The 15958-nt window shown below is 41.2% G+C and carries 15 protein-coding genes; 1 reads left to right on the forward strand and 14 read right to left on the reverse strand.

The features are described from left to right. Positions 1–8: 8 nt before the first annotated feature. Positions 9–1718, forward strand: coding sequence for an Rqc2 family fibronectin-binding protein (locus AC1UFB_RS10250; RefSeq protein WP_482589136.1), 1710 nt, complete (start codon positions 9–11; stop codon positions 1716–1718). A gap of 54 nt (positions 1719–1772) precedes the next feature. Here AC1UFB_RS10250 and pyrE read toward each other — a convergent pair whose 3' ends face one another. From pyrE to AC1UFB_RS10320, 14 genes are all read right to left on the reverse strand, one after another. Continuing rightward, positions 1773–2426 (reverse strand): orotate phosphoribosyltransferase, encoded by a 654-nt coding sequence (gene pyrE, locus AC1UFB_RS10255; protein WP_025909047.1) that lies wholly within the window; start codon positions 2424–2426, stop codon positions 1773–1775. Beyond that, on the reverse strand, positions 2423–3145 hold the full coding sequence (pyrF, locus tag AC1UFB_RS10260) for an orotidine-5'-phosphate decarboxylase (protein WP_078989348.1): 723 nt from the start codon (positions 3143–3145) through the stop codon (positions 2423–2425). Before pyrF ends, pyrE begins: the two co-directional genes overlap by 4 nt. After that, entirely contained in the window at positions 3117–4058 is a 942-nt protein-coding gene (locus AC1UFB_RS10265) for a dihydroorotate dehydrogenase (protein WP_078989347.1), read from the reverse strand. Before AC1UFB_RS10265 ends, pyrF begins: the two co-directional genes overlap by 29 nt. Then, complete coding sequence (locus AC1UFB_RS10270) at positions 4055–4828, reverse strand: dihydroorotate dehydrogenase electron transfer subunit (protein WP_078989346.1); 774 nt, start codon at positions 4826–4828, stop codon at positions 4055–4057. Before AC1UFB_RS10270 ends, AC1UFB_RS10265 begins: the two co-directional genes overlap by 4 nt. After that, on the reverse strand, positions 4825–8037 hold the full coding sequence (gene carB, locus AC1UFB_RS10275) for a carbamoyl-phosphate synthase large subunit (protein ID WP_100346905.1): 3213 nt from the start codon (positions 8035–8037) through the stop codon (positions 4825–4827). Before carB ends, AC1UFB_RS10270 begins: the two co-directional genes overlap by 4 nt. Continuing rightward, positions 8037–9122 (reverse strand): carbamoyl phosphate synthase small subunit, encoded by a 1086-nt coding sequence (locus tag AC1UFB_RS10280; protein ID WP_025909052.1) that lies wholly within the window; start codon positions 9120–9122, stop codon positions 8037–8039. The genes carB and AC1UFB_RS10280 overlap by 1 nt, the downstream gene beginning before the upstream one ends. Then, positions 9107–10396, reverse strand: a complete 1290-nt coding sequence (locus AC1UFB_RS10285) for a dihydroorotase (RefSeq protein ID WP_025909053.1) — start codon at positions 10394–10396, stop codon at positions 9107–9109. The genes AC1UFB_RS10280 and AC1UFB_RS10285 overlap by 16 nt, the downstream gene beginning before the upstream one ends. Next, the gene (locus tag AC1UFB_RS10290) at positions 10359–11297 is read right to left on the reverse strand and encodes an aspartate carbamoyltransferase catalytic subunit (protein ID WP_025909054.1); all 939 of its coding nucleotides are present in this window, start codon (positions 11295–11297) and stop codon (positions 10359–10361) included. The genes AC1UFB_RS10285 and AC1UFB_RS10290 overlap by 38 nt, the downstream gene beginning before the upstream one ends. A 238-nt stretch (positions 11298–11535) precedes the next feature. Then, entirely contained in the window at positions 11536–12846 is a 1311-nt protein-coding gene (locus AC1UFB_RS10295; protein ID WP_061784609.1) for a uracil-xanthine permease family protein, read from the reverse strand. 155 nt (positions 12847–13001) lie between these two features. After that, positions 13002–13544 (reverse strand): bifunctional pyr operon transcriptional regulator/uracil phosphoribosyltransferase PyrR, encoded by a 543-nt coding sequence (gene pyrR / locus AC1UFB_RS10300; RefSeq protein WP_328100916.1) that lies wholly within the window; start codon positions 13542–13544, stop codon positions 13002–13004. A 192-nt stretch (positions 13545–13736) separates the two neighbouring features. Next, entirely contained in the window at positions 13737–14651 is a 915-nt protein-coding gene (locus AC1UFB_RS10305; RefSeq protein WP_025909057.1) for an RluA family pseudouridine synthase, read from the reverse strand. Beyond that, positions 14648–15118, reverse strand: coding sequence for a signal peptidase II (gene lspA / locus AC1UFB_RS10310; protein ID WP_328100917.1), 471 nt, complete (start codon positions 15116–15118; stop codon positions 14648–14650). The genes AC1UFB_RS10305 and lspA overlap by 4 nt, the downstream gene beginning before the upstream one ends. Before the next feature lie 79 nt (positions 15119–15197). Then, a complete protein-coding gene (locus tag AC1UFB_RS10315) occupies positions 15198–15491 on the reverse strand; it encodes a conjugal transfer protein TraR (RefSeq protein ID WP_025909059.1) in 294 nt (97 codons plus the stop codon). 209 nt (positions 15492–15700) lie between these two features. Next, complete coding sequence (locus AC1UFB_RS10320) at positions 15701–15844, reverse strand: hypothetical protein (RefSeq protein ID WP_156413476.1); 144 nt, start codon at positions 15842–15844, stop codon at positions 15701–15703. Positions 15845–15958 lie beyond the last annotated feature (114 nt).

Here is a 15958-nt window from a genome sequence, read left to right on the forward strand (position 1 = left end):
TGAACAACATGTCATTTGACGGAATCTTTACATACGGAATCTTACAAGAATTAGATAACGCATTAACATCCGGTCGAATCGCAAAAGTCTATCAACCATTTCCAAATGAACTAATTTTACAAGTTCGAGCGAAGGGGGAAAATCGGAAGCTATTTATTTCAACTCACCCCAATTACGCACGCGTTCACTTTACAAATGAAACATATGAAAACCCGGCTGAACCGCCAATGTTTTGCATGCTTCTTCGTAAACATCTAGAAGGAAATATTATTGAACGAATCTACCAGCTAGGGCTCGATCGTATTCTCGTTATTGAAACAAAAGGTCGCAACGAAATTGGAGATGTAACATCTAAGCAGCTTATTATTGAAATTATGGGTCGCCACAGCAACATCATGCTTGTGGATAAAGAAACAAATATCATTATCGATAGCATCAAGCACATTCCAATGGCGTTAAATCGTCACCGTACGCTACTGCCTGGTGCAACTTATGTACTGCCACCAAATCAAGAAAAGCTAGATCCTTTTGAAGCGGATGAAGAAATGGTTTTAAGAAGTTTAGACTTCAACAGTGGAAAGATTGGCAATCAGCTCGTTCAAGCTTTCGCTGGGTTCTCACCGTTGCTTGCCAATGAAATTGTCTATCGCGCTGGTCTGGCCAATCAAACTACGTTACCCAAAGCGTTTATTAATACAATGAGTGCCATTCAAAACGGCAACATGCAGCCAACCTTCACTTCGGTGCAAGGAAAAGATTACTTTCACCTTCTGGCTCTTAGCCACTTACAAGGTGAAGAAAAGACGTTCCCAACCATTAGTGAACTTTTAGACCGCTTCTATTATGGAAAAGCAGAGCGCGATCGCGTTAAGCAACAAGCACATGATTTACTTCAGTTCATGACAACTGAAAAAAAGAAAAATGAAAAGAAAATTAATAAGTTGCAAAGAACGCTACAGCAGGCTGAAAAAGCCGGTGAATACCAACTTGCAGGAGAGCTTTTAACGTCGCATTTACACCTCGTTAAAAAAGGAGATACAACCGTTGATGTCATAAACTACTATGATGAAAAGGGTGGGACGCTAACAATTGAGCTTGATCCTCAAAAAACGCCTGCTCAAAATGCGCAGAGCTACTTTACTAAATATCAAAAAGCAAAGAATTCAGTAGCAATTGTTCATGAACAAATTGAAAAAGCCCAACAAGAAATTGTCTACTTTGAATCTTTACTGCAGCAAATGGAGACAGCTTCTCACAAAGATATTGCTGAAATTCGCGAGGAGCTTGTAGAAGAAGGCTATCTACGCAATCGCCAGCAAAAGAAAAATAAAAAGCAAAAGAATTCAACTCCAACGCTTGAGCAATATAAAGCAAGTGACGGTACCGTTATCTTGGTCGGCAAAAACAACAAACAAAACGAATACTTAACGAATAAGCTGGCAGCCAGAGACCATCTTTGGTTTCATACAAAAGATACACCTGGGTCCCACGTCGTTATTCGTGACGCTGAGCCAACAGAAGAAACCATTCTTGAAGCTGCTCACCTTGCAGCTTACTTCAGCAAGGCGAAAAATTCCAGCTCCGTACCGGTTGACTTTACAAAGATTCGCCATGTAAAGAAACCGAATGGTGCTAAACCTGGTTTTGTTACTTACGACAATCAGCAAACGGTTTACGTAACGCCAAATGAAGAGCTTGTATTAAAATTAAGAGATTAATTTCAGCATAAAAAAGCGTGTCCGTCATATCATGGACACGCTTTTTCATTTAGGTTAAACCGTTTCTTCAGCTGTCATCCAAGCTGGATCTGAAGGGTTTTCTCTCCATTTAAAGAGCTTTTTCATTGCAGCTTCCTGGATGTATCCTGCTTCACTTGCCGCTTCTACAAGCGTTGAATAATCCGTTAATGAGTAAACCTGCAAACCTTCTTCTTTAAATAACTGACGCGCTTTTTCCAGTTCGTATGTAAAGATAGATACGACACCCAGTACGTTGCAGCCTTGTTCTTTTAACGCATTCACTGCTGTCAGAACACTGCCCCCAGTTGAGATTAAGTCTTCAATTACAACGACCTTTTGACCTTCTTTTACTTTTCCTTCAATTTGGTTACCACGACCATGTCCCTTCGCTTTACTGCGAACATAGCACATCGGTAACTCAAGCGCTTCGCTCACCCACGCTGCATGTGGAATTCCAGCCGTTGCCGTTCCTGCAATTACTTCTGCATTTGCAAAATATGTTTTAATCAAACTTTGCAAACCTTTAGCAATCTCTTTTCGAACACCTGGATAAGATAGCGTTAGGCGATTATCACAATAGATGGGAGATTTAATTCCAGAAGCCCATGTAAATGGGTGATCTGGTTGAAGGCTAACTGCCTGGATATCAATTAGTTGTTTGGCGATTTCTTTTCGTAAGTTTGTCATTGTGATACATGCTCCCCTTTCCATTGCTTTAACATTTGGTAATAAGCTTCTACTGGATTGCTTGCGTTTGTCACAGAGCGTCCTACTACAATAGCACTTGCCCCGTATTCTCTCGCAAGCTCAGGTGTTGCTACTCGTACTTGATCATCATTTGAATCAAGCGCCATTCGAATTCCAGGCGTTACGGTTAAAAACGATTTACCTACAGCCTTACGTATGCTTGGCACTTCATGAGTTGAGCATACCACACCATCTAATTTGCTTTGATGAGCAAGAGAAGCATAATGTGTTACAACTTCTTGCATTGAATGTGTAATAAGCTGCTGCTCTTTCAACATTGTATCAGATGTGCTTGTGAGCTGAGTCACTGCGATGCATAGCGGGCGCTGTTTACCAGCAGAAGTACCTGCTTCCAGCCCTTCAAGAGCCGATTGCATCATGTGTGTACCTCCGGCCGCATGAACGTTCACTAAATCAACGTCTAGAGAAGCCAATGATTTCATTCCATTTTTCACTGTATTCGGAATATCATGAAGCTTCAAGTCTAGAAAAATTTCATGTCCCTGCTCTTTTAAATAAGAAACGATTGCTAACCCTTCTTTATAGAAAAGCTCCATTCCTACTTTCACATAAAGAGACTCTCCTTGAAACGGAGCTAAAAAATTTTCCACATCATGAAGTGATGAAAAATCAAGAGCAATGATAAACGGCTTTTTCATGTTTTTTCCAGCTCCTTCCTACACATTCAGATACATGCTCATACCCTAAAGAATTAATTAATTTTGGCAGCTCATCGATGATAGTTGGACAGACGTAAGGATCTACAAAGTTTGCTGTTCCTACTGCAACTGCGCTCGCACCTGCGTATAAAAATTCCAGCGCATCTTCAGCCGTCGTCACTCCACCCATTCCAATGATTGGAATATTTACTTTTTGGCTCACTTCATGCACCATACGAATAGCTACTGGCTTAATTGCCGGACCTGATAATCCGCCAGTTCCGTTTGCTAACACCGGCTGTGCCGTTTTTAAATCAAGACGCATTCCCAAAAGCGTATTAATCATCGTTAATCCATCTGCTCCCGCTGCTTCTACTGCTGTAGCCATCTCTACAATATTTGACACGTTCGGAGATAACTTAACGTATACAGGCACTTCCGATACCTCTTTTACCGCTTTTGTTAAGCGAGCAGCAATCACTGGATCAACGCCAAAAGCGATGCCACCTTCTTTTACGTTTGGACATGAAATATTTAACTCTAATGCTTTTACATTTGAAGCAGTTGAAATCTTCTTTGCCACTTCTACGTACTCTTCAACAGATGCACCTGCAACGTTTGCAATAATGGGTACATCGTATTTTTGAAGCCATACTAACTCTTCTGACATAACTTTTTCTAACCCTGGGTTTTGTAATCCAATTGCATTTAGCATCCCTGCTTGGGTTTCTGCCACGCGCGGTGTTGGATTTCCAAACCTTGTTTCCGCAGTTGTAGCTTTAATCATGATAGCTCCAAGCGTATCCAATGAATAAAACTGTGCATACTCTCTTCCAAACCCAAAGCATCCCGAAGCTGGCATGATGGGATTTTTTAAATTTAATCCTGGTAATTTCGTTTGAAGCATGTTCATAAAAGCACCTCCCCTGCTTGGAAAACGGGTCCATCACTACAAATTTTCTTATATGCATTAGACTCTTCAGCTTGACGGCATACACATGCAAAACAAGCTCCAATTCCACAGCCCATTCTTTCCTCTAATGAAATATAAAGGGGTTTATCGCTATAGTTTGCTTCTAAAGCACGTAGCATGGGCGTTGGGCCACAAGAAAACATCGTGTCGTACGGCAGTTGAAGTCGATCAATTACGTCCGTTACAAACCCTTTTGTACCCAAAGTTCCGTCCACCGTTGCAATATGCGTGTCTCCTAGTTCGTTAAATTCTTCTTCATAAAACACATCCGCAGCTGACTGAAATCCAAGTACATGAACAACCTTGATTCCTTTTGCCATTAAGCGTTTGGACAGCTCGTATAGAGGAGGAACTCCAATCCCTCCACCTACCAATACAGCTGTTTTCCCACTTTCTAGCACATCTGTCGGAAACCCGTGACCTAAAGGTCCTAACACATCTACTGCTTCGCCTGACTGCTTGTTAGCAAGTAGCTTTGTTCCTGCACCTTCCGCACGATAAATCATCTTAAACTCATTTGCATGTTGGTTAATTTCAGCGATGCTAATCGGCCTTCTTAGAAGGGGTAAATACTGATTCTCAACGCGAATGTGAACGAACTGACCAGGCTCATTCATGAAACGAACAAGCTCGCCTTTCAGTGTTAATTCGTAAACGTTATGAGTTAAAGGACGCTGCTTGACGACTTGCATCATTTCATGTTTTTTCATACAGTTGTCACCTCACGAGCTGGGCGCGCTTCTTTCATCGGTACGGTGTGGAAGCTAATTGTTTCAAGTACGCGTAGAATTGCTTCTGCTGTATCTAGTGACGTTAAGCAAGGTACGCCATTTTCAACTGCTTCACGACGAATTTTAAATCCATCACGAGCCGGTTGCTTACCTTTTGTTAATGTGTTAACCACAAGCTGCGCTTCACCTGTGCGAATGACATCAAGTAGGTTATGATCTTGGTCGTGAATTTTGTTTACCACTTTCACGCGAATGTTTTCTTTTTCGAATACTTCTGCTGTTCCTTCTGTTGCAATAACTTGATAACCGATATTGGCAAAGCGTTTTGCAAGCTCTGTTGCTTCTTCTTTGTCTTTATCTGCTACCGTCATCAGTACTGAGCCGTATGGTTTGATTGACATTCCCGACGCAATTAAGCCTTTGTAAAGAGCTTTTTCATACGTGGAATCTTGTCCCATTACTTCACCCGTTGACTTCATTTCTGGTCCAAGCGTAATATCAACACGGCGTAGCTTCGCAAATGAGAACACCGGTACTTTTACATACACGCCTTCTTCTTCTGGATGTAGACCAGACTCGTAGCCGAGATCTTTTAGGCTTGTTCCTAAAATCACTTTTGTCGCAACATTAGCCATTGGAATGCGCGTAATTTTACTTAAGAACGGTACCGTACGACTTGAGCGTGGGTTTACTTCTAGTACATAAACCTCCCCTTTTGATAGAACAAACTGAATGTTCAGCAGTCCGATAATATTTAAGCCTTTCGCAATTCTTGTTGTATAGTCGATAATCGTGTTTTTTACTTCCTCTGATAATGTTTGAGGAGGGTAGACTGCAATTGAATCACCTGAGTGGACACCTGCGCGCTCTACGTGCTCCATAATTCCTGGAATAACCACTGTTTCACCATCAGAGATTGCATCTACTTCAATCTCTTTACCCGTTAAGTAACGGTCGATTAAAACAGGGTGGTCTGCGTGTACTTTTACTGCATTTTTCATGTAATGCAGCAGCTCTTCTTCTTTGTATACAATTTCCATTGCACGTCCACCTAGTACATAAGAAGGACGAACAAGAACTGGATAGCCGATTTCACTTGCAACAACGACTGCTTCTTCAACTGAAGTTACAGTTTTACCTAAGGGTTGCGGTACATCTAATCGAGCAAGCGTTGCTTCAAACTTTTTACGATTTTCGGCTGCATCTAAGCTTTCTAGAGATGTTCCTAAGATTTTTACACCTCTTGCTGCAAGCTCTTCTGCTAGATTGATAGCTGTTTGTCCACCGAACTGAACAACCACACCTTCTGGCTTTTCTAAGTCGATAATATGCATTACATCTTCTACCGTAAGCGGCTCAAAGTATAATTTATCTGAGATACTGAAGTCAGTCGAAACGGTTTCTGGATTGTTGTTAACAATGATTGCTTCGTAACCAGCCTCTTTAATTGCCCATACGGAATGCACCGTCGCATAGTCGAATTCAATTCCTTGACCGATACGAATCGGACCAGATCCTAACACCATCACACTCTTGCGCTCCGTTACGGTTGACTCGTTTTCCTCTTCAAATGTCCCATAGAAGTAAGGTGTGCTTGATTCAAACTCTGCTGCGCATGTATCAACTGTTTTATAAACTGGTGTTACGCCATTTTGCTTGCGGAAATCATATACTTCACGCTCTGATTGATTCCACAGCTTCGCAATGGTATCATCTGCAAATCCCATTTCTTTTGCTTTCTGTAACACTTCAATATTATGAATCTCTTCTTTTAACACAGCTTCAAATGCAATTATTCGTTCAAGCTTCACTAAGAAGAATAAGTCAATCTTACTCCAATCGTGGATCTGCTCGATCGTTACGCCGCGGCGAATTGCTTCAGCGATGTAGAATAAACGCTCATCGCCTGCTTTACGAATTCGCTTTTCAATGATTTCATCGCTAAACTCATGCGCGTCTTTAAGCTCTAAGTGATGAACATTTGCTTCTAGCGAACGAACAGCCTTTAGAAGTGACTCTTCAAACGTACGACCAATTGCCATTACTTCGCCTGTTGCTTTCATTTGTGTTCCAAGCTTACGGTTAGCTGATTCAAATTTATCAAACGGCCAGCGTGGAATTTTTGATACGATGTAATCAAGCGCTGGTTCAAAGCATGCATACGTTTTTCCTGTAACAGGATTCATCATTTCATCTAGAGTTAATCCAACAGCAATTTTAGCTGCTAGCTTTGCAATTGGATATCCTGTCGCTTTCGATGCAAGTGCTGAAGAACGGCTTACGCGCGGATTTACTTCAATGACATAGTATTGAAAGCTTTCTGGGTCAAGCGCTAGCTGAACGTTACATCCACCTTCAATCTTTAATGCTCGAATAATCGTTAGTGAAGCATTTCGTAATAGCTGATATTCACGATCGCTTAACGTTTGACTTGGTGCTACAACGATAGAATCACCCGTGTGAATCCCTACTGGGTCAAAGTTTTCCATGTTACATACAACAATTGCATTATCGTTTGCATCACGCATTACTTCATATTCAATTTCCTTAAATCCAGCAATACTTTTTTCTAATAGACATTGCGTTACCGGACTGTTTTTCAAACCGCTTGTGACAATTTCAATGAGTTCTTGTTCATTATGACAAATACCGCCGCCTGTTCCGCCTAACGTGTATGCTGGACGAACAATAACTGGATAATCTACTTGTTCAACGAATGAATATGCTTCGTCAAGCGTATGGATAATTTCACTTGCTGGAACCGGCTGGTTTAGGTCGTTCATTAGAGAGCGGAACTGCTCACGATCTTCTGCTTGTTCAATAGCTGATAACTTTGTACCAAGAATTTCAACGTTAAATTCTTCTAAAATACCTGTGTTGTGAAGCTCAACAGCTAAGTTTAGTCCCGTTTGTCCTCCAAGTGTTGGGAGTAACGCATCTGGGCGCTCTTTACGAATAATTGAACTTACAAACTCAACCGTTAGAGGTTCGATATATACTTTATCTGCCATCTCGGAATCCGTCATAATCGTTGCAGGGTTGGAGTTTACAAGAATAACTTTGTACCCTTCTTCTTTTAATGCAATACATGCTTGTGCACCAGCATAATCAAATTCTGCTGCTTGACCAATGACGATTGGACCTGATCCGATTACTAAAATAGTTTGAATATCTTGACGTTTTGGCATTAGCAATTACCTACTTTCTGATTGTTTTTCATAAGTTCCATAAATTCATTAAATAATCCGTTTGCGTCCTCTGGTCCAGGTGATGCTTCTGGATGATATTGTACGGTGAACGCTGGATACTTCGTATGTTTAACTCCTTCAACTGTTCCATCATTTAACGCGATATGCGTAACTTCTAAATCCGTGTTTTCTAGTGATGCTTCACGCACCGTATAGCCATGGTTTTGAGAAGTAAGAGCAACTTTGTTTGTTCGTAAATCTTTTACAGGATGATTAGAACCTCTATGACCAAACTTCATTTTCTCTGTATCTGCCCCGCAGGCTAATGAAAATAATTGATGTCCTAAACAAATTCCGAACAAAGGTACTTTTCCTAAAATTCCGTTAATCATATCGATAGCTTCCGGCACATCTTTTGGATCTCCAGGTCCATTGCTCAGCATAATCCCATCTGGGTTCAAGCGAAGAACCTCTTCTGCAGTCACGTTGTAAGGAACTACGATGACGTCACACTGGCGAGCCGTTAATTCTCTAAGAATCCCGTGCTTCATTCCATAGTCAACTAGTACTACTTTTTGACCGCGTCCTGGGCTTGGATATGCATTTGTTGTTGATACTTTTTTAACTGAATCTGTTGGCAAGCTGTAGTTTTTAAGACCTGTAACTACCTCTTCTACGTTCACGTCCATCCCGCATACTCGACCGCGAAGCGCACCGTGCTGGCGAATTTTACGCGTTAGTTTACGCGTATCAATTCCAGCTAAACCAGGAATGTCTTTTTGTTTCAAAAACTCATCAACTGAAAGTTCACTTCTGAAATTTGATGGGACTTCGCAAACTTCTTTCACAATTAAACCATGCACAGCTGGTTCAATCGATTCAAAATCATCGCGATTAATTCCGTAGTTTCCAATCATAGGATATGTTAAAGTGACGATTTGTGCGCAGTAAGAGGGATCTGATAAAATTTCTTGATATCCCGTCATGCCTGTATTAAAGACAACTTCTCCCGTCATCTCTCTTTCGCTGCCAAATCCTTCTCCAATAAATACTGTTCCATCTTCTAAAATTAGTTGACGTTGCATACTTTAACATCCTCCCATACTTGTTTACCTTCTACTAATGTCATGATTGGCCAGCCCTTGCAAGACCAGTTTGCAAATGGTGTATTTTTACCTTTTGATACAAATTCTGCTGGATTAATCTTTCTTTCTGTTTCTAAATCAATGAGCGTCAAATCTGCTGGTTTTCCAACTTCAAGCGTTCCGTATGGAAGCTTAAACGTTTCTGCCGGCTTATTCGTTAAGTACGAAATGAGCTGCTCTAATGTAATGACTCCTTTTAAAACTAAGTTTGTATAAAGAAGTGGAAACGCGGTTTCAAGCCCAACAATTCCAAACGGAGCAAGCTCCATCCCTTCCGCTTTTTCTTCAGCCGTATGCGGCGCATGGTCTGTTGCAATGAAATCAAGCGTTCCGTCTAATAACGCTTCAATTAGCGCTTGTTGATCTTCTTTTCCGCGAAGTGGCGGGTTCATTTTGAAGTTAGCATCAAGCGATGGAATATCTTCTTCGCTTAATAAAAGGTGATGCGGCGTTACTTCGGCAGTTACGCGAATGCCTGCTTTTTTCGCATCGCGAATTGTACGAATGGACTCTTTTGTACTTACATGACATACATGGTAGTGACAGCCTGCTTCTTCCGCTAGTAGAACATCTCTTGCAATCTGCACGGCTTCACAAATAGATGGAATGCCGTTAAGCCCATGCTCTTTTGCAAACTTTCCGTCATGTACACACCCTTTGTTAATAAGTTCATTATCTTCACAATGTGCAACAATTGCTTTGTCTAGTTCAGCAGCTGTTTTCATTGCTTCTAGCATCTTTCCTGTCGACTGGACACCCACACCATCATCTGTAAAAGCAAATGCTCCGGCTTCTTTTAACCCTTCAAAGTTTGTAAGATCTTTTCCAAGCTGACGAATTGTAATGGATGCATAAGGTAGCACACGTACATGGGCTGTTTCTTCAATTTGTTTATTCAGCCATTCCATTTGTTCAACAGTATCTGGTACCGGGCGGGTATTTGGCATAGCTGCAATTGCGGTAAATCCACCTTTGGCAGCTGCTAACGTTCCCGTTTCAATTGTTTCTTTCTTTTCTCCACCAGGCTCTCTTAAATGAACATGCACATCAATAAAACCTGGTGCTACTAAATGACCGTTTGCATCAATAACCTCTTCATCCGTTGCGGGAATTTCGCTTGCAATTTCAGTGATTATGCCATTTTCAATCTTTAATTCAATTCTTTCACGCTTTCCCTCAGTTAACCATGTAGCATTTTTGATAATTGTTTTCATCATTCATTCCCCTTTCAACTGATTGTAATGATCGTGCTAAAACAGCCATTCGGATGTAAACGCCGTTTTCCATTTGTTTAAAAATTCTTGAGCGTTGACACTCAACTAGTTCATCCGCAATTTCTACCCCGCGGTTGACTGGAGCCGGGTGTAAGATAATGCTGCCATTTTTCATACTTTTCTCTCGCTCAACCGTAAGGCCGTAGCGACTGTGATATTCTTCCTCTAAAGTAGAGTGGTTCTTTGAATGCCTTTCAAACTGAATTCGAAGTAACATCACCACATCAACAGTTTGTATAGCCTCATCCACGCCTATATATGTACCATATGGATTTGACTCATCTCGCCACTCTTCTGGTCCAGCGAAATAAACCGTTGCGCCTAGCTTTGTTAACATTTCAGCGTTTGAACGGGCAACGCGACTATGCCTCAAATCCCCCATAATGGCAATTTTTAAGCCTTTGAAAGACCCAAACTCTTGCTGAATCGTGAGTAAATCCAGCAGGCACTGCGTTGGATGCTGACCACAGCCATCCCCTGCATTAAGAATTGGAATCGATACTTGTTCTTGAAGCTTTTCATAATAGCGATCTTCTGGATGGCGAATGACCACCGATTGAACTCCAATGGCTGCTAGCGTCTCAATGGTGTCGTAAAGAGTTTCTCCTTTTTGGACACTTGACGTTGTCACTTCAAAAGGGATGGTTGTTAAACCTAACTTTTGCTCAGCCATTTCAAAACTGCAGCGCGTTCTCGTGCTCGCTTCAAAAAATAGGTTTGCCACAAACATCTTTTCCTTCGGGTACCACCCTCGTTGATTTACTCGATAGTTTTCAGCATCACTTAAGATTTGTAGAATTTCATTTACTTCTAGCGTTGAGACTGTCACTAAATGTTTCATATCGATTCCCTCCATTTTGTTTCATCTCATTCACTTTTTATAAAATTGAACTTCCATCAGTGAAGACTTTCTTCATCTCTACTGATTGTTAGTTAAACTTGTTAAACGTTATTTAGCAGTGTAAGTGGAATAAAAAACACCCTTTCTTGATATAGAAAGGGTGTGAGAAAACAAGCATCGTCTTTGACGCGCTGTACTACACCCTTGGAAACCTCTCTGGATTTCTTTTAAAAGGCGTTTATGAAATTTTTTGATTTTCTTGTACTTCTTCTACTTCTGAAGTCACAGCTTCCTGCTCTTTCGATTTTGGTAGTACAAGGTTTAAGATGATTCCTACAATAGTTGCAAGTGCCATTCCATCGATCTGTACTTGTTCAGAAAGCTCCAGGTGTGCTCCTCCAACTCCCAATACGAGAATGATGGATGCGATGACTAAGTTGCGTTTATCTCCAAGGTCAACCTGTCCGTCAACCATCATGCGCAGTCCTGATGCGGCAATAATTCCAAACAAGAGGATTGATACACCGCCCATGACTGGTGAAGGTACGCTCGAAATCAGCGCTGTCACTTTTCCACTAAATCCAAACAAGATGGCGATGACCGCTGCTCCTCCTAGCACAAAAACGCTAAACACTCTTGTAATTGCAAGTACGCCGATGTTTTCACCGTATGTTGTATTCGGAGGACCTCCCATTAAACCTGCAAGCATCGTTGCAACTCCATCACCTAACACCGTACGATGCAAACCTGGCTTTTCGATGTAGTTACGATCGACAATCTTATTTAGCACAAGCAGATGTCCAATGTGTTCTGAAAGCGTCACTACCGCTACAGGAACCATTACTAGAATGATGCCTAGCGAAATCGATGGCGTGTAGGACACGAATGGGATATAAAAATCTGGGACTGCAATGAATGGTGCTTCTTTTACTTCTTTTAAGCTTACTAAGCCTTGTGTATAGGCAAACAGATAGCCACCAACAATTCCAATGAAGATTGGAATCAAGCTAATTATGTTTTTAAAGTATACTGAGCAAATAACCGTAATAGCGAGCGTAACAAGCGCGACAAGCAGGTACTGACTGCTATAATTCCCATCAGCATCATTCATCGCCATGCTTACAGCCGTGTTAGCTAAGCCCAAGCCAATCACAATAATAACGGGCCCTACTACAATCGGTGGCAATAGCTTCATAACCCAGTTAATTCCTGTTCCTTTAATAACAAGGGCTACAATTCCGTATACTAGCCCTGCTAGGAAACAACCGACCATGGCCTGTTCAGGTCCAAGCGTTGCTTTCGCTGAAATAATTGGTGCGATAAACGCGAAGGATGACCCAAGGTAAGCGGGTACTTGCCCTCTTGTAATCAGTAGAAATGCCAGTGTCCCCACTCCACTTGATACAAGTGCTACTGCCGGGCTTAATCCTACTAAAAACGGAACTAAAATCGTCGCTCCAAACATCGCGAACAGGTGCTGAATACTAAGGGCTAACCATTTTACCGGACTTGGTCGATCGTGTATATCAAGTACAATCTGTTGTTTCATTCTTCTCTTCTCCTTTTACGCCCATAAAAAAACCTCTTTACACAAGTGCGCAAAGAGGTTTCCACAGCATGAAGCAACATGACGAATCATTCGCTTCACGCAGTGTTTCCCCCTTTTGCAGCCTCACGGGACTACCGTTTAAAAGGGCGTGTATATTATTTTTCGTAAATAGCTACTTGGTCCAGTTCATCAATTTCTGCTAACTGAACGGCAATTTTTTCTGACTTCGCTGTTGGTACGTTTTTCCCCACGTAGTCTGCACGAATTGGAAGCTCTCTATGGCCTCGATCCACAAGCACAGCCAGCTGAATCAGCTCGGGTCTGCCGATATCAATGAGCGCATCCAGCGCTGCACGAACCGTACGACCCGTGTACAATACGTCATCAACCAGTATGACGTTCTTGCTTGTAATATCCGTCGGGATATCCGACCCCTTTACAAGCGGCTCATCGTTATTCGTTACTTTTGATAAATCATCTCGATAAAGCGTAATATCTAGCTCTCCAACCGGTAGCGTTTTTCCTTCAATTTGTTCGATGCGCTCAGCTAGACGCTTTGCTATATAAATTCCGCGTGTCTTAATTCCAACAAGCACGCAGTTATCAATGCCTTTATTCTTTTCAATAATTTCATGCGCGATTCTTGTTAATGCGCGACGAATTGCTTGGTCATCTAGTACAGTTGCTTTTACATTCATCTGTTCTTCACCCCAATTATGACATAAAAAAATCCTCTACCGCTAAGGTGAGAGGATTAAAACGCCTACGTTTATCTGTAGAAAAGGGTATAAAAAAACCCACGTTTTGTACGTTTCCTTCTCAGCCTCACGGGACTGTCTTTAAAGGTTCTCATTAAGTTATCTACAGTATGACAGTTTCATTACTTCTTGTCAACTTCTTTTTTTAAGTAGCTCCAGCATTTCTTCAAATACTTTTGGTACAGGTGCTTCAAACTCAATATATTCGTTTGTACGAGGGTGAACAAAACCTAACACTCCAGCATGAAGGGCTTGTCCTTCAATAGGAAGCGTCTTTTTTGGCCCATACTTTGGATCTCCTGCAAGAGGAAAACCAATGTACTTCATGTGAACGCGAATTTGGTGCGTTCTTCCCGTTTCAAGCTTACACTCCACTAATGAAAAATCTTTAAAGCGTTCCAATACTGTAAAATGCGTTACGGCATCGCGAGATCTATCATCCGTAACAGTCATACTTTGACGCTCTTGCTTATCGCGGCCAATTGGTGCATCAATTGTACCATGATCATGTTGAATAACGCCGTGTACAATCGCTTTGTAACGTCGCGTTACTGTTTTAGCAACGAGCTGATTTACAAGTGATTCATGAGCCATATCATTTTTTGCCACCATTAGCAGTCCAGACGTATCTTTATCAATACGGTGTACAATCCCTGGTCTCATTACTCCGTTAATGCCAGATAAATCTTTGCAGTGAGCCATTAAGCCGTTTACAAGGGTCCCAGTATAATGACCTGGAGCTGGATGAACAACCATACCTCTAGGCTTGTTTACGACTAGCACGTCTTCATCTTCATAATAAATATCTAGGTCCATTTCTTCGGCAACAATGTCCGGTTCTTTTAAATCAGGCACTTCTAATGTAACAACGTCCCCAACTTTACATTTATAGTTTCCTTTTACCGTATCGCCGTTTACTTTTGCAAACTCATCTTTAATCCACTGCTGAACCTGTGAACGTGACCATTCTGTATTAGCAGTTGCTAATACCTTATCGATACGTTCACTTTTTTGTCCTTCTTCAATAACAATTTCAACTACGCTCATTCTTTCGTGCTCTCCTTCTTTTGCTTTCCTTCAAATAACGTGAGGATAAACATAATACCAACACCAACTGCCAATGCTGAATCTGCAACGTTAAAGATTGGAAAATCGTATGTGAAAATGTATGTATTAACGAAATCCACCACTTCTTGGCGAAAAACACGGTCAATAAAGTTCCCTATTGCTCCACCTAACATCAGTCCAAGCGCTACTCCAAGCCACTTATCCGCTTTATTTATCTTCCGAATATACACGATAAGCCCTATGACAACAATAATGGTGATAACATAAAAAAACCACATTTGTCCTTGTAAAATGCCCCAAGCTGCTCCTCTATTTCGATGTGAAGTAATATACAAAAAGTTGTCAATAACCGGAATACTTTCACCAAGTTCCATTTCTTTAACTACAATCCACTTTGTTAACTGGTCAAAAATAATAATAGCCAAAGCAATCATATAATAAAACAAAGCCGTTTCCTCCTGCCGTAAAGTCAAACGAATCCATACTACAGCATTTTAGCATATATTTTATATTTTTTCTCGCTTCTTACCATAAAACAAATAAATCTTGTTCCGTTCTGGCGGTTGGGATGACTTTTAATTTGTGAATACACATTTGTTCCCCCGTATTTTCATCGATTCCAAACGCTCCGACATCAAGCTTTGCTAAAGCTCGCTCTACATCTTTTAAATCTGCTTTAATCATATCAATAACGTATCGTTCTTTATAGGGTTCATATTTCATCTCATTCGTATTACCATCATATTGAATTAGGCGTTCTTGTAGTTCTTCCTTTATAACTGATAGTTCTTGTCCAATTGAAAGGTACTGCTCGTACATTAAACCGCCTCCTTATCGATGAAATCAATCTTATTGATTTTATCGTTACCGATATTGAGACGATTGCAACACGACAAGTTTTTCCTTCCTTCAAAAACCTCATAACAATACGTGTTGGGAATTTCGTACAGTCTTTTTTCCCAAAAAAGAGTTTGGGACATAACAAAATGATTGCTTCTAAAAGACGAACACTAGCTGTTCCCATCTCTTTAGTTTGTCTCAACACGTTCGTTCCATTGCGCTACGGTCACTCGCTTTCCGCGGGGAGGAACCTGAGCTTCCTCACTGCGCTGCGGGATCTCCGTTTTCCCTCTCTTTCCCGCAGGAGTCGAGTGTCCTACGCTCCATTCCACCCTGTTTCCAACATTATTTTCACAATCAAAAAAACCTGAACGATTAAAAGTGAGAAACTCTCAATCGTTCAGGTTTATCATTGGCTGAATTACTTATGTCCCAGCCTCTTTTTC

The organism is Priestia sp. KCTC 13724 (assembly GCF_056820425.1).